The organism is Streptomyces liangshanensis, from assembly GCF_011694815.1.
Taxonomy (GTDB): Bacteria; Actinomycetota; Actinomycetes; order Streptomycetales; family Streptomycetaceae; genus Streptomyces; species Streptomyces liangshanensis.
This window is the reverse complement of record NZ_CP050177.1, coordinates 2,320,484-2,338,128: the sequence shown is the minus strand read 5'-3', so window position 1 is coordinate 2,338,128 and position 17,645 is coordinate 2,320,484. Positions and strand designations below refer to the sequence as shown.

General features: G+C 72.7%; 17 protein-coding genes. 15 read left to right on the top strand and 2 right to left on the bottom strand.

Annotated features, from left to right (window positions below; all coding sequences use genetic code 11):
- The first annotated feature begins 43 nt into the window (after positions 1-43).
- The 4 genes from HA039_RS09855 to HA039_RS09840 are packed head-to-tail and all read left to right on the top strand — an operon-like array spanning position 44 to position 3,713.
- Positions 44-979, top strand: a complete 936-nt coding sequence (locus HA039_RS09855; protein WP_167026827.1) for an ABC transporter ATP-binding protein — start codon at positions 44-46, stop codon at positions 977-979.
- A 1-nt stretch (position 980) separates the two neighbouring features.
- On the top strand, positions 981-1,736 hold the full coding sequence (locus HA039_RS09850; RefSeq protein WP_167026825.1) for an ABC transporter permease: 756 nt from the start codon (positions 981-983) through the stop codon (positions 1,734-1,736).
- 38 nt (positions 1,737-1,774) lie between these two features.
- A complete protein-coding gene (locus tag HA039_RS09845; RefSeq protein ID WP_167026821.1) occupies positions 1,775-3,073 on the top strand; it encodes a sensor histidine kinase in 1,299 nt (432 codons plus the stop codon).
- A complete protein-coding gene (locus HA039_RS09840) occupies positions 3,066-3,713 on the top strand; it encodes a response regulator (RefSeq protein WP_167026818.1) in 648 nt (215 codons plus the stop codon). Before HA039_RS09845 ends, HA039_RS09840 begins: the two co-directional genes overlap by 8 nt.
- On the opposite strand, the gene glgX is transcribed toward HA039_RS09840, so the two are convergent.
- Positions 3,710-5,893, bottom strand: a complete 2,184-nt coding sequence (gene glgX, locus HA039_RS09835) for a glycogen debranching protein GlgX (protein ID WP_167036503.1) — start codon at positions 5,891-5,893, stop codon at positions 3,710-3,712. The genes HA039_RS09840 and glgX overlap by 4 nt on opposite strands.
- Before the next feature lie 367 nt (positions 5,894-6,260).
- Here glgX and HA039_RS09830 point away from each other — a divergent pair, with 367 nt between their 5' ends.
- The 11 genes from HA039_RS09830 to HA039_RS09780 all read left to right on the top strand — a co-directional run bounded on the left by HA039_RS09830 (position 6,261) and on the right by HA039_RS09780 (position 16,275).
- Complete coding sequence (locus tag HA039_RS09830; protein ID WP_167026815.1) at positions 6,261-7,481, top strand: L,D-transpeptidase; 1,221 nt, start codon at positions 6,261-6,263, stop codon at positions 7,479-7,481.
- A 144-nt stretch (positions 7,482-7,625) separates the two neighbouring features.
- Entirely contained in the window at positions 7,626-8,903 is a 1,278-nt protein-coding gene (locus HA039_RS09825) for a L,D-transpeptidase (protein WP_243870044.1), read from the top strand.
- Positions 8,904-9,028: 125 nt separating this feature from the next.
- A complete protein-coding gene (locus HA039_RS09820) occupies positions 9,029-9,799 on the top strand; it encodes an enoyl-CoA hydratase/isomerase family protein (protein WP_167026809.1) in 771 nt (256 codons plus the stop codon).
- Between the two features lie 243 nt (positions 9,800-10,042).
- Entirely contained in the window at positions 10,043-10,567 is a 525-nt protein-coding gene (locus HA039_RS09815; protein ID WP_208298576.1) for an ATP-binding protein, read from the top strand.
- Positions 10,568-10,727: 160 nt separating this feature from the next.
- On the top strand, positions 10,728-11,372 hold the full coding sequence (locus HA039_RS09810) for an ADP-ribosyltransferase (RefSeq protein ID WP_167026803.1): 645 nt from the start codon (positions 10,728-10,730) through the stop codon (positions 11,370-11,372).
- A gap of 101 nt (positions 11,373-11,473) precedes the next feature.
- A complete protein-coding gene (locus tag HA039_RS09805; protein WP_161309364.1) occupies positions 11,474-11,689 on the top strand; it encodes an EF-hand domain-containing protein in 216 nt (71 codons plus the stop codon).
- Positions 11,690-11,844: 155 nt separating this feature from the next.
- Positions 11,845-12,657, top strand: a complete 813-nt coding sequence (locus HA039_RS09800) for an MIP/aquaporin family protein (RefSeq protein WP_167026800.1) — start codon at positions 11,845-11,847, stop codon at positions 12,655-12,657.
- A gap of 179 nt (positions 12,658-12,836) precedes the next feature.
- On the top strand, positions 12,837-13,907 hold the full coding sequence (locus tag HA039_RS09795; protein WP_167026797.1) for a L,D-transpeptidase: 1,071 nt from the start codon (positions 12,837-12,839) through the stop codon (positions 13,905-13,907).
- 160 nt (positions 13,908-14,067) lie between these two features.
- Positions 14,068-14,499, top strand: a complete 432-nt coding sequence (locus HA039_RS09790) for a hypothetical protein (protein WP_167026794.1) — start codon at positions 14,068-14,070, stop codon at positions 14,497-14,499.
- 125 nt (positions 14,500-14,624) lie between these two features.
- The gene (locus tag HA039_RS09785) at positions 14,625-15,356 is read left to right on the top strand and encodes a class F sortase (RefSeq protein WP_167026791.1); all 732 of its coding nucleotides are present in this window, start codon (positions 14,625-14,627) and stop codon (positions 15,354-15,356) included.
- Positions 15,357-15,492: 136 nt separating this feature from the next.
- Positions 15,493-16,275, top strand: a complete 783-nt coding sequence (locus HA039_RS09780; RefSeq protein WP_167026788.1) for an SAM-dependent methyltransferase — start codon at positions 15,493-15,495, stop codon at positions 16,273-16,275.
- A gap of 24 nt (positions 16,276-16,299) precedes the next feature.
- Here the strand turns inward: HA039_RS09780 and HA039_RS09775 are convergent, their stop codons facing one another.
- On the bottom strand, positions 16,300-17,454 hold the full coding sequence (locus HA039_RS09775; protein ID WP_167026785.1) for a PP2C family protein-serine/threonine phosphatase: 1,155 nt from the start codon (positions 17,452-17,454) through the stop codon (positions 16,300-16,302).
- Positions 17,455-17,645: the final 191 nt, after the last annotated feature.

Here is a 17,645-nt window from a genome sequence, read left to right as displayed (position 1 = left end):
TGGCCGATGCCGTACGGAGCCGCCGCCCGGGACCCTGGTTGCCATGGCGATCATCGAAGTGAACGGCCTGCGCAAGGCCTACGGCGGCAGGACCGCCGTCGACGGGGTGTCCTTCTCGGTCGGCGAGGGGGAGATCTTCGGCATCCTCGGGTCCAACGGCGCCGGCAAGACGACCACCGTCGAGTGCGTGGAGGGGCTCAGGACCCCGGACGCCGGTACGGTCCGGGTGGCCGGGCTCGACCCGGTGTCCGACCACGAAAAGGTGACCCGGATCCTCGGGGCCCAGCTCCAGGAGAGCGAACTCCAGCCCAAACTGACCGTGCGCGAGGCGCTGGAGCTGTACGCCGCGTTCCACCGCGCGCCCGCCGCCTGGCGGCCCCTCGCGGAGCGCCTCGGCCTCGAAGCCGTGCTCCGGACGCGCTTCGCGAAGCTGTCGGGCGGCCAGAAGCAGCGGCTGTTCATCGCGCTCGCCCTCATCGGCTCCCCGCGGGTCGTCGTCCTCGACGAGCTGACCACCGGTCTCGACCCACGCGCCCGGCGCGACACCTGGAGCCTGATCGAGGAGATCAGGGACTCCGGGGTGACGGTGCTGCTCGTCACCCATTTCATGGAGGAGGCCCAGCGGCTCTGCGACCGGGTCGCCGTCATCGACCGGGGCCGGGTCGCGGCCCTGGACACCCCGGCCGGGCTGATCAGCCGCTCCACCGCTTCCACCGTCATCTCCTTCGTCCCGTCCCGCCCGCTGGACGACGGCGAGCTGGCGGGGCTGCCCCAGGCCGCCTCCGTGGAGACGACGGACGGCCGGATCGTCATCAACGGTACGGACGAGACGGTCGACGCGGTCGTCTCCCTGCTGGCCCGCCACCACGTCACGGCCCGTCAGCTGCGGATCACCGACGCGACGCTGGACGACGCGTTCCTCGACCTCACCGCGCCGGGCGGGCCCGCCGGCACCCTCACCGAAGAAGAGAAGGCCTGACATGTCCGGAACCGCCACGTCCGCCTCCCTCGCCGTCCTCAGGACCGAGGCCCGCCTCTTCGCCCGCGAGCCCGCCTTCCTCTTCTGGGTCGTCGCCTTCCCGACCGTCCTGATGACGGTCCTCGGGCTGATCCCGTCCTTCCGCGACCCGGACGCCGCCCTCGGGGGCCGCCGCGTGATCGACCTGTACGTGCCCGTCGCCGTCCTGCTCGCGCTGATCATGGCCGGGCTCCAGGCCATGCCCCCCGTCCTCACCGGCTACCGCGAGCGGGGCATCCTGCGGCGGCTGTCGACCACGCCCGTACGCCCCGCCGCCCTGCTCGCCGCCCAGCTGGCGGTCCTCGGCGCGAGCGCCCTGTGCTCCGCCGTCCTGGTCGTCGCCGTGGGCCGCGCCGCCTTCGGCGTACGGCTGCCGGGACAGCCCGCCGGGTACGTCCTCGCCCTGGTCCTCGCGGCGGCGGCCGCCCTCGCCCTGGGCGCGCTGGTCTGCGCCGTCTCCCGTACGGGGAAGGCCGCGCAGGCCATCGGGTCGGCCGTCTTCTTCCCGGCCATGTTCACCGCCGGGGTGTGGGTGCCGGTCCAGACGATGCCCGGCCTCCTGCGGCACCTCGTCACGTACACCCCCTTCGGCGCCGGCTCGGCGGCCCTCGACCAGGCCGTGCGCGGCGACTGGCCAAGCTGGGCGCACCTGGGGGTCCTGGCGCTGTGGACGGTCGCGCTGACCGCCGGAGCGGTCCGCTGGTTCCGGTGGGAGTGAGCCACGGGGCCGCCTCCGGGGGCGGGCACACTGGGGCCATGACAGGCACGGAAGCCGCCACCGCCCCGGCGGCCACCACCCGGGACACCACGCCCGCCGGGGCCTTCCTGGCATCGCGGTGGGAGCAGTTCTACCGCTGGGGCGCGTACGTCCTGCTGACCGTCTCCACCCTGATCTCCGCCGCCGTCGCCGAGGTCTTCGCGATGACACGCGGCGAGCTGTACGCGGCGGGGGTGCTCGTCCTCGCCGCGTTCGGACTCCAACTGTGGTGGGGCCGGGCCAGGCACCGGCCGGACCGCACACTGTCCGCCCCGGTCTACTACACCGCGCGCACCACGCTCGCGTTCGTGCTGACCTGGCTCAACCCGCTCTTCGCCGTCTTCGCCGCGACCGGCTACTTCGACGTCTCCCACCTCCTGCCCAGGCGCGCGGTGAAGGCGGGGCTGCTCATCACCGCCCTGACCCTGGCGGGCTCGCAGTCCGGCGGACTGCCGCCCCAGGGACCCCTCGGCTGGGTGCTCTTCGGCGGGCTCTTCGTCATCAACAGCTCGCTCGCCCTCCTCTTCGCGCACCTCGGCTCCAAGGAGGCCGAGGTCGCCGAGGAGAAGGCGGCCACCATCGCCGAGCTGGAACGCGCCAACGCCCGGCTGGAGCTGGCCCTCGCGGAGAACGCCGGACTCCACGCCCAGCTCCTCGTCCAGGCCCGGGAGGCCGGCGTCGCCGACGAGCGCCGCCGCCTCGCCGCCGAGATCCACGACACCATCGCGCAGGGGCTGACCGGGATCATCGCCCAGCTCCAGGTCGTCACCGGCACGCGGGACCCCGACCTCGTTCGCGCGCACGTGGCGCGGGCCACCGCCCTCGCCCGGCACAGCCTCGGCGAGGCCCGCAGGTCGGTGCAGAACCTGAGCCCGGCCGAGCTGGATGCCGACGCGCTGCCCGAGGCGCTCAGGAAGACCGTCGTCGCCTGGGCCGAACGCACCGGGGTACGGGCCGGGTTCACCGTGACCGGCACGGAGGAGCCGCTCCACGACGAGGTGGCGTCCACCCTCCTCCGTATCGCCCAGGAGGCACTGGCCAACACCGCGCGCCACGCCCGGGCCGGCCGGGTCGGCGTCACCCTCTCGTACATGGGGGACGAGGTGTGCCTCGACGTACGCGACGACGGCCTCGGCTTCGACCCGGCGGCGCTCGCCCCGCGCTCCGGGACGGGCGGCTTCGGGCTGGACGGGATGCGCGCCCGCGCCGAGCGGGTCGCGGGCGCGGTGACCGTCGAATCGGGGGAGGGCGAGGGGACGGCGGTGTCCGCTCGCGTACCGTTGGTCCGCCATGGCTGACCCGCAGCGCACCATCACCCTCATCGTCGTCGACGACCATCCCGTCGTACGGGACGGCCTGCGCGGCATGTTCGACTCCGCTCCCGGCTTCGAGGTGCTCGGCGAGGCGGCGGACGGGGTGGCGGGCGTGGATCTGGCCACCCGTCTCGACCCCGACGTCGTCCTGATGGACCTGCGGATGCCGGGCGGCGGCGGGGTCGACGCGATCGCCGAACTCACCCGCCGCGGCGCCCGGTCCAAGGTCCTGGTCCTCACCACGTACGACACGGACAGCGACACCCTGCCCGCGATCGAGGCGGGCGCCACCGGCTACCTGCTCAAGGACGCGCCCCGCGAGGAGCTGTTCACCGCCGTGCGGGCGGCGGCCGACGGGCGCACGGTCCTCTCACCCGCGGTCGCCTCCCGGCTGGTCTCCCGGGTCAGGACCCCGGCCGCCGCCCGCGAGGAACCGCTGTCCGCCCGCGAGCGCGAGGTCCTGGCGCTGGTCGCCAAGGGCACCCCGAACCGGGGGATCGCCGCCGAACTCTTCATCAGCGAGGCGACGGTGAAGACCCATCTGACGCACCTCTACGCGAAGCTCGGCGTCAAGGACCGGGCGGCGGCGGTCGCGGTGGCGTACGACCGGGGCATCCTCGGCTAGGGAGCGGCCCGTACCCGGAACAGCAGCACCGACCTCCCCGGCAGCGTCACCGCCGCGCCCGCCTCGTGGACCGTGCCCGGCTCCTCCACCTGGTCCTCCAGCGAGGTGTCCACCACCAGTTCGTACGCCTCCGCCCACGGCGGTCCCGGGAGGACGAACTCCACCGGGTCCGGGCCCGCGTGCAGGACCGTGAGGAAGCTGTCGTCCGTGATCTTCTCGCCGCGCGCGTCCCGCCCCGGGATGTCCCGCCCGGACAGGAAGAGCCCGAGCGTCGAGGCCGGCGCGTACCAGTCATCGGGTGTCATCTCCGCCCCGCGCGGGGTGAACCACGCGAGGTCCCGCAGCCCGTCCGGCGCCTGCGGCCGGCCGGAGAAGAACGCGCGCCGGCGCAGGACCGGATGCGCGTGCCGCAGGGCCAGCAGGCGGCGCGTCAGCCGGTACAGGCCGTGCGCGCCCGGCTGGTCCAGCAGCGACCAGTCGAGCCAGCTCACCGCGTTGTCCTGGCAGTACGCGTTGTTGCTGCCCCCTTGCGTCCGGCCCATCTCGTCGCCCGCCACCAGCATGGGCACCCCCGTCGAGACGAGGAGCGTCGTCAGCAGGTTGCGCAACTGCCGCCGCCGCAGGGCGTTCACCGCCGGGTCGTCGCTCTCGCCCTCCACCCCGCAGTTCCAGGAGCGGTTGTCGTTCGTCCCGTCCCGGTTGCCCTCGCCGTTGGCCTCGTTGTGCTTGTGCTCGTACGACACCAGGTCGCGCAGCGTGAAGCCGTCGTGCGCGGTGATGAAGTTGACCGAGGCGTACGGCCGCCGGCCGCCCCACGCGTACAGGTCGCTGGACCCCGACAGCCGGTAGCCCAGGTCCCGTACGTCGGGCAGCGCGCCGCGCCAGAAGTCCCGTACGGCATCGCGGTAGCGGTCGTTCCACTCCGTCCACAGCGGCGGGAAGGCCCCCACCTGGTAGCCGCCGTTGCCGACGTCCCACGGCTCGGCGATCAGCTTCACCCGGCGCAGCACCGGGTCCTGGGCGATCACCGCGAGGAACGGCGACAGCATGTCGACGTCATGCATCGAGCGGGCCAGCGCCGCCGCCAGGTCGAAGCGGAAGCCGTCGACGCCCATCTCCGTCACCCAGTAGCGCAGCGAGTCGGTGATCAGGCGCAGGACCTGAGGCTGCACCACGTGGAGGGTGTTGCCGCAGCCGGTGTAGTCGGCGTAGCGGCGGGGGTCGGACTGGAGGCGGTAGTAGCCGCGGTTGTCGATGCCGCGCAGGGACAGCGTCGGGCCCTGCTCGCCGGCCTCGGCGGTGTGGTTGTAGACGACGTCGAGGATGACCTCGATGCCCGCCGCGTGCAGGGCGCGCACCATCGCCTTGAACTCCTCGACCTGTTGGCCCCGGGTGCCGCCCGCCGCGTAGCCCGCGTGCGGGGCGAAGTAGCCGATCGAGTTGTAGCCCCAGTAGTTGTGCAGGCCCCGGCGCAGCAGGTGGTCCTCGTGGGCGAACTGGTGCACCGGGAGCAGCTCGACGGCGGTCACGCCGAGCCGCTGGAGGTGGTCGATCGCGGCGGGGTGGGCGAGGCCCGCGTACGTACCGCGCAGCTCCTCCGGGATGCCGGGGTGGAGCTTGGTGAAGCCCTTCACGTGCAGCTCGTAGATGACCGAGTCGGCCCAGGGCGTCTTCGGGCGCCGGTCGTCGGCCCACTCGTCGTCGGGCGCGTCGTCGTGGACGACGACCCCCTTGGGGACGTACGGGGCGGAGTCGCGTTCGTCGCGGACGGTGTCGGCGACCTGCTGCTGCGGCCAGTCGCGTACGTGGCCGTAGACCTCGGGCGGCAGCCGGAAGTCGCCGTCGACCGCGCGGGCGTACGGGTCGAGGAGCAGCTTCGCCGGGTTCCAGCGGGCGCCGGTCCAGGGATCCCAGCGGCCGTGGACCCGGAAGCCGTACCGCTGGCCCGGCCGGACGCCGGGCACGAAGCCGTGCCAGATCTCATGGGTCAGCTCGGCCAGCGGCAGCCGCGTCTCGACCGTCCCCGGACCGCGCGGGCCGTCGTCGAAGAGGCACACCTCGACGGCCTCCGCGCCCCCGGCCCAGAGCGCGAAGTTGGTGCCCGCGACGCCGTCGGGCCCGACGCGGTAGCGCGCCCCGAGCGGCGTGGGCGCCCCCGGCCACACGTCCCGGTGCCGCATCCCGGTCCGGGGCCGCGCCTCACCGCCCACCACAACGAGCGACCCGCCACTCCCGCCGCCCCCGTAGCCCCCGACCCCGTCCACGCCCCCGTTCGCGTCCCCGGACGCACCCCCGTCGGCGTCGGGCGCCCATCCCGGTGTCCCCGACCCGGCCCCCGCTCTCTCCCTCTCCCGCACCGACTCCTGCACTGCCTTCTGCTCGGCTGCGCTCGCCACCTGACCGGCCTCCCGCGACTCGTCCGGCCTCGCGGATCGGTGCCCACGGCGTCCCGGCCGTGGCTCTCCTCGCGTGGTCCTCCCTCTCTTCTTCCCTCATGGGACCCCGCCCTCACGTTTCCCCCGGAGGGGGGTGGTCGTTGGGCGGTGCGTGAGACACGTACTGAAGCGGGCAAGGACCGGCGCGGCCGTCGCCCTGGCAGGAGCGGGACTGGTGGCGGCCCTCGCCGGGCTCGCGGGATGCACCGGGAGCGGGGGCCTGCTCGAAGGGAAGTCGGGGGCCCCGGGCGACACGATCCGGATCACCCCCGAGGACGGCGCGAAGTCCGTCCGGGTGTCCGGGCGGATCGAGGTGCGGGTGCCGGACGGCCGCATCGAGCGCGTCACGGTGGCGCGGATCGAGGACGGGCGGCGCACCGAGCTGCCGGGCCGTACGTCCCCGGACCGCCGGTCCTGGCGGCCGGCGAGCGGCGCGCGGGTCGCGCCGTCGGCCAAGTACAGCGTCGACGCGGTCGCCGTCGACGGCGCGGGCCGGCGCTCCGCCCGGCACACCACCTTCACGACGGCCGTCCCCAAGGACCGCTTCATCGGCTACTTCTCGCCCGAGAACCGCTCCACCGTGGGCGCCGGGATGATCGTCTCCTTCGACTTCAACCGGACGATCCGCGACCGCGCGGCCGTCGAGCGGGCCATCGAGGTCACCTCGGACCCGCCGGTCGAGGTCGTCGGCCACTGGTTCGGCGACGAGCGGCTCGACTTCCGGCCGCGGGGGTACTGGGCGCCGGGCACCGAGGTGACCGTCGCGGTCCGGCTCCGGGACGTCGAGGCCGCGCCGGGCGTCCTCGGCATCCAGGAGCGGACGACCGGCTTCACCGTGGGCCGCTCGCAGATCTCCCTCGTGGACGCGGAGAAGCACACGATGGAGGTACGGCGCGACGGCGAGCTGATCTCGACGCTGCCGATCACGGCGGGCGCCGCCAAGACCCCCACGTACAACGGGAAGATGGTGGTCACGGAGCTGCACGACGTCACCCGCATGGACGGCAGGACGGTGGGCTTCGGCGGGGAGTACGACATCAAGGACGTGCCGCACGCGATCCGGCTGACGACCTCCGGCACCTTCCTGCACGGCAACTACTGGGCCGCGCCCGCCACGTTCGGCTCCGCCAACGTCAGCCACGGGTGTGTCGGGCTGCTGGACGTCAAGGGCGGCGGCGAGGACACGCCGGCCGGCTGGTTCTTCGACCGGACCCTGATCGGTGACGTGGTCGAGGTGGTCCGCTCACGCGACCGGATCGTCGCCCCCGACAACGGACTCGGCGGTTGGAACATGGACTGGCCCGCGTGGAAAGCGGGCTCCGCACTCCACTGACCTGCGCCCGTTGGGACGGAACGGTGACAATCGCGAGATCTTCCCCATGCACGCGATGTGATTGTCTGACGCTGGGCGCGTGCGATCGGCGCGCGAGAGTGCGGGCCGTGGCGGGGCCAGGCCGTGCGAGGGGAGACGACCATGGTGAACGGCGTGCCGATATCGGGGACTTCGGTGGGAGCCGTGCCCGGGCCACAGGGCCGGGGACGGGGACGCGGGAAGCGCGGGCTGACGGCGCTCGCGCTGGGAGGATTGCTCCTGGTGGTCACCGCGTGCGGGGGCGGCGGCGACAGCGCCGACAAGAGCGCCCCCGGTGAGAAGGGCGGCACCAAGGACGCGGCGGCGGTACGGAACGCCGCGTCCGTCGCGGTCGTGACGGTCGCCCCCAAGGACGGCTCCAAGTCCGTCGCCACGACCGGGGTCCTCAAGGTCTCGGCCGACAAGGGCAAGTTGACCTCGGTCGTCGTCAAGGACGACAAGGGCAACGTGGTCGAGGGGAAGACGACCCCGAACGGCGCCGACTGGGAGCCGACCCAGCACCTCGCGGGTTCGACCAAGTACAAGGTGCACGCGATAGCCAAGGACGCCGACGGCCGGGAGTCCGCCAAGGACACCACCTTCACGACGCTCGTGCCGCAGAACACCTTCATCGGCCAGTACACGCCGGAGAACGGTTCGACCGTCGGCGTCGGCATGCCGGTCTCGATCAACTTCTCCCGGGGCATCACCGAGCCCGACGCCGTGGAGAAGGCCATCACGGTGACGGCGGAGCCGTCCGTACCCGTCGAGGGCCACTGGTTCGGCAACGACCGGCTGGACTTCCGGCCCGAGAGGTACTGGGCCGCGGGCACGAAGGTGACCGTCAAGCTCAACCTCGACGGGGTCGAGGGGCGCCCGGGCGTCTACGGCGAGCAGGCCAAGACGTTCTCGTTCACCATCGGCCGCAGCCAGGTCTCGACGGTCGACGCGAAGGCCCACACGATGAAGGTCGTGCGGGACGGCAAGCAGATCAAGAACATCCCGATCACCGCGGGCGCGCCGTCGACCACCACGTACAACGGCCAGATGGTGATGAGCGAGAAGTACGAGGTCACGCGCATGAACGGCGCGACCGTCGGCTTCGGCGGCGAGTACGACATCAAGGACGTGCCGCACGCGATCCGGCTGTCCACCTCGGGCACCTTCGTGCACGGCAACTACTGGGCGTCCTCGGGGACGTTCGGCTCCGCCAACGTCAGCCACGGCTGCGTGGGGCTGCGGGACCTGCGAGGCGGCGGCAAGAACGGCACGCCGTCGGCGTGGTTCTTCAACGAGTCGATCATCGGCGACGTGGTGATCGTCAAGAACTCCAAGGACAAGCAGATCGCCCCGGACAACGGCCTCAACGGCTGGAACATGTCCTGGGCGGAGTGGACGAAGTAGGTCCGCCTCCACCGTACGCACCACCCGTACGCACCACTCGTACGACCCCTTGAACGGCCGGGCCCGGCGCACTGTGACCAAGTGCACCGGGCCCGCCTCCGTTAATCCCCGTTAACCTGCCTCCCATGGCTACCGTGAACCTCGAAGTCTCCGACGGCGTCGGCACGATCCGGCTCGACCGTCCCCCGATGAACGCGCTGAACGCCTCGATCCAGGACCGGCTGCGCGAGCTGGCCGGCGAGGCCGGCCGCCGTGACGACGTACGGGCCGTGATCCTGTACGGCGGCGAGAAGGTCTTCGCGGCCGGCGCCGACATCAAGGAGATGCGGGACATGGACCACGCGGCGATGGTGCTGCGCTCCCGGGCCCTCCAGGAGGCGTTCACCGCCGTCGCCCGCATCCCCAAGCCCGTCGTCGCGGCCGTCACCGGCTACGCGCTCGGCGGGGGCTGCGAGTTGACGCTCTGCGCGGACTACCGGATCGCCGCCGACAACGCGAAGCTCGGCCAGCCCGAGATCCTGCTGGGCCTGATCCCGGGCGCCGGCGGCACCCAGCGGCTGGCCCGGCTGATCGGCCCCTCCCGCGCCAAGGACCTCATCTTCACGGGCCGTCAGGTACGGGCCGACGAGGCCCTGGCGATCGGCTTGGTCGACCGGGTGGTCCCCGCCGCCGAGGTGTACGAGCAGGCGCACGCGTGGGCGGCGAAGCTCGCCCAGGGGCCCGCTCTGGCGCTGCGCGCCGCCAAGGAGAGCGTCGACGCGGGTCTGGAGACGGACCTGGAGACGGGCCTCGCGATCGAACGCACCTGGTTCGCAAGCCTGTTCGCGACGGAGGACCGGGAGCGCGGGATGCGCTCGTTCGTGGAGGACGGTCCCGGCAAGGCGACCTTCCTCTGATCGGCCCTTCTGCTCCCGGCTCTCGTCAACCGCGCGCACGGCTTATCGCAACCTTAAGAGAACCTTAAGGAAATTGCCGTGATCGCTGATGGTGATCATCTGAATGCGCGTTGTCATCGCAGGTCAGAGGGGCTGCGGGAGGGCGTCTGGTGCCCTTGGCATATGCCGGACGCCCTCCCTGGAATGACTCATTCCGGGGGGTGGAATCCCGAGGAACGCCCCCGGGGACCCCTCGGGGCAGCCATGATGGGAGACATGGCGGGCCTGGAGGGTGTGGAGCAGCCGCGGCAGCGCGGCAGTGCGACCGCTGCGCGTCGGATTCCGGCCGCCGAGGACGAACAGGCGCTCAAAGCCCTGGAGTTGTACGGCAATCCGACGGACGGCGAGGTGCGGCTCCCCTCCCGCCCCGAGTCCGCCGCGGCCGCCCGCCGGCTCACCCACAGCGTGGTGCTGCGCCAGTGGTCGCTGTCCCCGCAGACGGCCGAGCACGCCGTCCTCCTCGTCTCCGAACTCGTCGGCAACGCGGTGCGCCACACGGGCGCCCGGGTGTTCGGGTTACGCATGGTCCGTCGCCGAGGCTGGATCCGGATCGAGGTGCGCGACCCGTCGCGCGGACTGCCCTGTCTGATGCCGGTTCAGGCGATGGACACCAGCGGGCGCGGACTCTTCCTGGTGGACAAACTGTCCGACCGCTGGGGCGTGGACCTGCTGCCCCGGGGCAAGACGACCTGGTTCGAGATGCGCGTCGCCGACCGCCAGGCGCCCTGACTTTCTGTCGGCCGCCCCCCCACGAACGTCCCCCTTGGGCCACCCGAGTGGCTTTCCGTGGCCACAACTCGCCATTCGATGGCTGGAGTTCGCCAGAGACACGCCGCCGTACGGGTGACGGTCCCCCTACTTCCCCCGTACGGGCGGGAGGGTGCTCCCCATGATCACCTCTCGTCTGCGGCGCCGGGCCGCCGCGCTCGTCCTGTCCGTCTCCGCCGTACTGGTCCCCGCCACCGTCACCGAGGCGGCCCCCGCCGCCCCCCGTACCGCCGCCCCCGCGGCCGTGACCGCCGCCGCGCCCGCCGCCCTGGCCGCCCCCGCGTCCTGCCCCGTCCTCTACGACCCGCTGTTCGCCGCCGCGGACCGCCGGGTCGACCTGAGCCGCATCACCCCCGAGCCCGCCTGGCGCGCCGACTGCCGTCAGCTCTACCGCGCCGACGGCCGGGCGCCCGAGGTCGTCTTCGAACAGGGCTTCCACCCCAAGGCGCCGCTGGACGGGCAGTACGACATCGAGAAGTACGTGCTCGTCAACCAGGACTCCCCGTACGTCTCCACCACCTTCGACCACGACCTCTACAAGCAGTGGAAGAGCGGCTACAACTACTACGTCGACGCCCCGGGCGGGATCGACGTCAACAAGACCATCGGGGACACCCACAAGTGGGCGTCCCAGGAGGAGGTCGCCTTCATCGGCGGCATCGCCCGCGAGCACATCGTCGGCGCGTGTCCGGTGGACCGGAAGAAGAAGGTCGAGATCATGGCGGACTGCGTGGACAACCCGCACTACCGCCCCTGGCGCGGCTGACCGCGGCGCGTCGCCCCCGCCGGGCGGGCTGCCGCCGTTCGGGTGAGTGCGGGCGGATAATCTGGGTCCGTCAACACAGCATGAACGAAGGGGCGGACACAGTGGCGGACATCGACGACGCGCGCAAGGCATTCGACCGGTTCGACGCCGACGGCGACGGGCTCATCACGGCGGTGGAGTACAAGAGCGCCATGGCCCAGCTCGGTGACTTCCACGTCACCGAGACCGTGGCGCAGGCCGTCATCAACGCCCACGACGCCAACGGCGACGGCCTGCTGACCTTCGACGAGTTCTGGGCCGCCCGCAAGGGCGAGTGACCCCGCTCCGCGCGTGAGGCCCGGCTCCGGCCGGGCCTCACCCGTATCCGCCCCTGATCGCCCGTCACTCATATGCCTCCACCATCCTGCCGATATGACCGTTTCATGCTTATTTGGTCATGACCGCGGCTCGGAACTAGTGGAGGCAGGCGCTCATGGCAAAAGGATTGAGGAACACCCTCCTCGGGGAGATGGCCGCGGAGTTCGCCGGCACCTTCATCCTCATCATGTTCGGATGCGGTGTGGTGGCGCAGGTCCAGGCACCGGGGCTGGGCGACCACGACAGCATCGCCTGGGCGTGGGGCTTCGGCGTCATGCTCGGTGTGTACGTGGCGGCCCGGGTCAGCGGGGCCCATCTCAACCCCGCGGTGACCCTGTCCCTCGCGGTCTTCCGCGGCTTCTCGTGGCGCAAGGTGGCGCCGTACGCCGTGGCCCAGACGCTCGGCGCGTTCTGCGCGGCGCTGCTGGTGCGGTGGAACTACACCGAGATCCTGGCGAAGTTCGACCCGGGTCACACGTTCAAGACCCAGACGGTCTTCTCCACCCTCCCCGGCAACGGGACGCTGCCGGTCAGCGAGTGGGGCGCGTTCCGTGACCAGGTGATCGGTACGGCGCTGCTGGTGCTGGTCATCTTCGCCATCACCGACCTGCTGAACACGCCCCCCGGCGCCAACCTCGGCGCGCTGATCACGGGTCTGCTCGTGGTCGCCCTCGGGATGGCGTGGGGCGCGGACGCCGGGTACGCGATCAACCCGGCCCGTGACTTCGGCCCCCGCCTCGCGAGCTACATCACGGGGTACGACACGGCCTGGCGGGACCAGTACGGCAACTTCTACTGGTGGATCCCGATCGTCGCCCCGCTCATCGGCGGACTCGTCGGCGCGGCGTTCTACAAGTACGTGATCGCCACGTTCCTGCCCGTCCAGAAGAAGCAGGAGCAGGGTCGCGCGCCCATCGCGGACGTCTGACCGACCTGATTCCTCACCGACGGCGGGTGCGGGCCCTCACGGGTCCGCACCCGCCGTTTTGGCCGTTGCTTTACGTGCGCCATGCAACCGCTTTCCCATGGTCCGTGTCTCTATGGGTACGGGGACGGCGAACGGGGCGGATGTCAGGTCCTGGGGCAATTGACGGAGTGGAGCACGGAATGGGCACGCGCACGCGCGGGAGCGTCGGCAGCAGCAGGGGCAGGGGTACGGCGAGGCGCTTCGGCACGGGCCGGATCAAGGGCGGTGGCATAGGCATCGTGCTGGCCACCACCGCGGTGCTGCTGGGCGCGACCGCCTGCGGGGCGGGCGCCTCCGCCTCGGGTGCCGCCACCGGCGCCGCCTCGGGCGCCGGCGCGGGGACCACCACCCGTACCGCGCACACGGCGAGCCCCAAGCCGTCCCGGCCGGCCGGACCGCCGATGCTGCTGAACACCATCACCCCGCAGACCGGCACGACCGTCGGCGTGGCGATGCCCGTCTCGGTCAACTTCACCGACCCCGTCGCGACGTCGGCCCGCGCCGGCATCGAGAAGCATCTGAAGCTGACCACGTCCGTCCCGGTGAACGGGGCCTGGCACTGGTTCGGCGACCAGCGCGTGGACTGGCGGCCCGCGTCGTACTGGCCGAGCGGGACGAAGGTGACCCTGGACGCCGAGCTGACCGGCGTCACCGACGGCCACGGCCGCTACGGGACCCACGCGTACCACCACAGCTTCACCGTCGGCAGCGACACGCAGGTCACGGTCTCCGCCCCCGGCCACACGATGAAGGTGAGCCGCGACGGCAAGGTCGTCCGCACCCTCCCCATCGACGCGGGCAGCAAGAGCTGGCCCTCCTGGGACGGCACGATGGCCGTGATGGGCAAGGCGAAGACGGTCCGGATGACGTCGTGCAGCGTGAACATCACGTGCGACAAGAAGAGCCCCGACTACTACGACCTGACGCTGCCCTGGGACGTCCAGCTGACCAGCTCGGGGACGTACATCCACTACTCCACCGGCGACCCCTACCCCGGCCACAGCAGCGGCTCGCACGGCTGCGTGCACCTGTCGCTGGCCGACGCCAAGTGGTTCTACGACTACGTGAAGCAGGGCGACCCGGTCACCATCACGGGCTCCCCGCGCGGCAACGCGGCGGGCGACAACGGATACGCCGACTTCAACCTGACCTGGTCCCAGTGGCTGGCGCAGAGCGCGACCGGCGCGCACGCGACCTCGGTCGCCCTGTAGGACCTGCCGTCCGGGGCCTGCCCGCGCGGTGCGCTGATGTGATGACCACAGCGCCCTGACAGGTTCCTCATAACTTCACGCCAGCCTGGGAGCGAGCCCGGGATCCCGCCCGACGGGACCCCGGGCTCCACCGATTTCCCGCTGGAATGGAGCCACTCCCATGACTCACCGTCCTTCCGCGCGTTCCGTCGTGCTGATCGCCGCGACACTCTGCGCCGTCGTCGCGCCGTCCGCCGCCGCCTTCGCGTCCGACGCGCCGGCGTCGGCGAAGCCCGACCGGACCGCCGCCGGCCGTCCGGCCCCGGCGCGCGACGCCCAGGCCCCGACCCGGGCGGCGCAGCCCGCCCCGCAGGACCGCACGAGGGCGGCGGCCGAGGCCGCCACCACCCCGGCCCCGGCCCCCGCGCGGGGCGGCGCGCGCGTCTCGGCGGTGCCGCGCGGCGGCGTCGCGGCCGGCGAACGGCCCGCGTCGGGCGGCAGCGACACCGCCGCGCTCGCCGGTTCGGCCGCCGGCCTCGCGCTGCTCGCCGGCGCGGGCGCGTACGTGATCCGCCGCCGTAGCACCACCGTCACCGCCCACCGCGCCAGCTGACCGTCCCCCGGGGGGCCTCCGTCCACACCGGACGGGGGCCCCTCGGGCCGTTCCGCCCTTCCCGCCGGCCTCGTGACGACGCGAAGGGCGGGACGGGACCCGCACGCCGCCCCAGGAGCCCTTCCATGCCTCGTGTCCCCTCCCTGACCCGTGTTCCGCAGGACCTCCGGCAGGGCCCGCGCCGGCCCGCCCGGCGGACCGGGACAGGGCGCCCCGCGCGCGCCCGTCTCGCGGCCGCCCCGGCGGGCGTCCTCGCCGGCCTCGCCCTCCTCGCCGCCGGCTGCTCGTCCGGCCCGGGCGACGGCTCCGGCGCCCGCGCCGACGCCCCGCCGTCCGCCTCGGCCGCGTCGGACGGTTCGGCCGGCTCCCCGGCCGCGGACGGATCCGGCGGTACGCGCCCGTCCGCGCCGCCCGCCGCCGACCCGGCCCGCGTCACCATCCCGTCCCTCGGCGTCGACAGCTCCCTGATGGCCCTCGGCCTCAACCAGGACGGCACGGTCGAGGTGCCCCCGGCGGACCGGGGCATGACGGCCGGCTGGTACACGGGCGGAGCCGTCCCCGGACAGCCCGGCGCCGCCGTGATCATCGGCCACAACAGCACCCACCTCGGGCGGGCCGTCTTCCACGACCTCAAGAAGATCCGCAAGGGCGCGGACATCGCCGTACGCGACACCGGTGGCGCGACCGCCCACTTCACCGTCACCGGCACCGAGACGGTCGACAAGAAGGCCTTCCCCTCGCAGAAGGTCTACGGGCCCACCGCGGCGCGGGCCCTGCGCCTGATCACCTGCGACGGCGCGTTCGACGCCCAGGGGCACCCGGTCGACAACCTCATCGTGTACGCGACCCGGAGCTGACCTCGCCCCAACCCGCCCCGGACGCAAGGCCGTTGGTGTGGCAGGATGCCCCGGGGCGGGTGGTGGCCCGCGGTGGGGGACCGGTCGGCACGGGCCCCGGCCCCGTACCCCGGTCCGACACCCCTTGGAGCCCGCCATGACGCCCGGCACACCGAAGTCCCAGGTCGACACGAGCAAGCCGCACCCGGCCCGGATCTACGACTACCTGCTCGGCGGCAAGGACAACTACGCCGTGGACCAGGCGCTGGCCGGGCAGTTGACCCCCGAGGCGCGCGAAGGCGCCCGGCAGAACCGCGCGTTCATGCACCGGGCGGTCGGCTGGGTGGCCCGCAGCGGCGTCGACCAGTTCCTCGACATCGGTACGGGCATCCCGACCGAGCCGAACCTCCACCAGATCGTCCAGGAGGTGAACCCCCGGGCCCGGATCGTCTACACGGACAACGACCCCATCGTGCTGCGGCACGCGGAGGCGCTGCTCATCAGCACCCCCGAGGGGCTGACCGACTACATCGAGGCCGACGTGCGGCGCCCCGACGAGATCCTCGACCACGCCCGTACCCTGCTCGACTTCCGGCGGCCGGTGGCGCTGTCGCTGATCGCGCTCATGCACTTCGTGCCCGACGAGGACGACCCGTACGGCATCACCCGCACGCTCGTCGAGGCCCTGGCGCCCGGCAGCTGCCTGGTGCTCTCCCACCTGACCGGGGACTTCCTCACCCCGGAGCAGAACCGGATCTCCGAGTACCGGTCCAGCGGCATCAACCTGCGCCCCCGCACCCGCGCGGAGGTCGAGCGGTTCTTCGAGGGGCTGGACCTCGTGGAGCCCGGCCTGGTCACCCACTGGTACAAGGACACGCCGGCGCCACGCGACGCCACGGGCACGGACCTCCTGTACTCGGGGATCGCCCGCGTCCGCTGATCCCGGGACCGGGGGACCGGGGGATCACTCCGGCGGGGCGCCCACGGGGGCCGCGGTCACCACGAGCACCGCCGCGTCGTCGGCGAGCAGCTCCCCCTCGGAGTGCTGGAGGAGAGCCGTGCGCAGGCGCTCCAGCAGCGCGTCGGGCGGTAGTCCGGCGAGCTCTTGGAGTGTCTCGGGCAGCGGGAAGAACACCCCCTGGCGGTCGCGCGCCTCCGTCACCCCGTCCGTGCACAGCACGAGCACGCAGTCCGGCGACATGGTCGAGCCGAGCGGGGTGCGCGGCACGCCGACCAGGGGGCCGAGGCCCAGCGGGAGACCCGGCTCGTTCATCGCGACCTCCGACACCCGGCCGCCCGTCACGACGTAGTGGGGCACGTGCCCGCACACCACGGTCGTGGTCCGGCCGTCGGGCCGCGCCTGGATGACCGTGGCGGTGACGAAGCGCTCCATGTCGGCGCCGTCGACCGAGGCGGCCGCGTTGTAGCGCAGCAGGGCCGCCTCCATCTGTTCCGTCAGCCGCACGACGTCCGGCTGGTGGAAGGCGGCCTCCCGGTACGCGGTGAGGACGGCGTGCGCGGCCCCCAGCGCGGCGAGCCCGTGGCCCTGGACGTCGCCGATGAGGATCCGTACCCCGTACGGCGAGTCCACCACCTCGTAGATGTCGCCGCCGACCCGGGCACCCTGCTGGGCCGCGAGGTAGAACCCGTCCGCCGTGAGCGCTCCGGCGGTCAGCGGGAACGGTTGCAGGAGGGTGTTCTGCACGGCGTTGGCCACCGCGCGGGTCTCCGCGAGGAGCCGCTCCCGCTGGATGCGGACCCGGGAGATCAGCAGGGTGGCGAGGATGAACAGCGCGGTGGTGATCAGGGACAGCGCTTCAAGGACGGGGCGGCCCAGCGGGGTACGGACGGCCTCGGCGATGCTGACGGCCGCGACGGCCGTCGCGGCGATCTGCGCCTGGCGGCGGGTGCCGAGCATCGCGGTGGCGAGCAGTCCCAGCCCGGACAGGCCGGCGAGCCGGATGTCGTTGCTCACGACCACGTCGGTGACGAGCAGCCCCAGCGACAGGACGACCGACAGGACGCACGCCCAGACGCCGTAGGCCGGGGACGGCTCGTCCAGGTCACGGATCTCGGCGGTCAGCCGGGCCCGCGCACGGCGAATCGGCCCCCACGTCACGAGTGGCACCGGGCCCGGACGGCCCCCGGCGGGCAAATCGCATGGTCGCGCACCCGGTCAGTGTCACCGACGGCACGGCGCGGGGGCCGAATGCCACGCCGTCCGGCCGGGCGCGGTGGACGACGGTGGCACCCCATGCCGCACCAAAGGGAAGGTAAAAGAGGGGGAAACAAATCGGCCCGGCGCGGTGG

Bases quoted from the DNA above. Each gene is read 5' to 3' on its own strand.
- HA039_RS09855 (WP_167026827.1), top strand. From the start codon at position 44: ATGGCGATCATCGAAGTGAACGGCCTGCGCAAGGCCTACGGCGGCAGG.
- HA039_RS09850 (WP_167026825.1), top strand. From the start codon at position 981: ATGTCCGGAACCGCCACGTCCGCCTCCCTCGCCGTCCTCAGGACCGAG.
- HA039_RS09845 (WP_167026821.1), top strand. From the start codon at position 1,775: ATGACAGGCACGGAAGCCGCCACCGCCCCGGCGGCCACCACCCGGGAC.
- HA039_RS09840 (WP_167026818.1), top strand. From the start codon at position 3,066: ATGGCTGACCCGCAGCGCACCATCACCCTCATCGTCGTCGACGACCAT.
- glgX (WP_167036503.1), bottom strand. From the start codon at position 5,893: ATGCGGCACCGGGACGTGTGGCCGGGGGCGCCCACGCCGCTCGGGGCG.
- HA039_RS09820 (WP_167026809.1), top strand. From the start codon at position 9,029: ATGGCTACCGTGAACCTCGAAGTCTCCGACGGCGTCGGCACGATCCGG.
- HA039_RS09815 (WP_208298576.1), top strand. From the start codon at position 10,043: ATGATGGGAGACATGGCGGGCCTGGAGGGTGTGGAGCAGCCGCGGCAG.
- HA039_RS09810 (WP_167026803.1), top strand. From the start codon at position 10,728: ATGATCACCTCTCGTCTGCGGCGCCGGGCCGCCGCGCTCGTCCTGTCC.
- HA039_RS09800 (WP_167026800.1), top strand. From the start codon at position 11,845: ATGGCAAAAGGATTGAGGAACACCCTCCTCGGGGAGATGGCCGCGGAG.
- HA039_RS09795 (WP_167026797.1), top strand. From the start codon at position 12,837: ATGGGCACGCGCACGCGCGGGAGCGTCGGCAGCAGCAGGGGCAGGGGT.
- HA039_RS09790 (WP_167026794.1), top strand. From the start codon at position 14,068: ATGACTCACCGTCCTTCCGCGCGTTCCGTCGTGCTGATCGCCGCGACA.
- HA039_RS09785 (WP_167026791.1), top strand. From the start codon at position 14,625: ATGCCTCGTGTCCCCTCCCTGACCCGTGTTCCGCAGGACCTCCGGCAG.
- HA039_RS09780 (WP_167026788.1), top strand. From the start codon at position 15,493: ATGACGCCCGGCACACCGAAGTCCCAGGTCGACACGAGCAAGCCGCAC.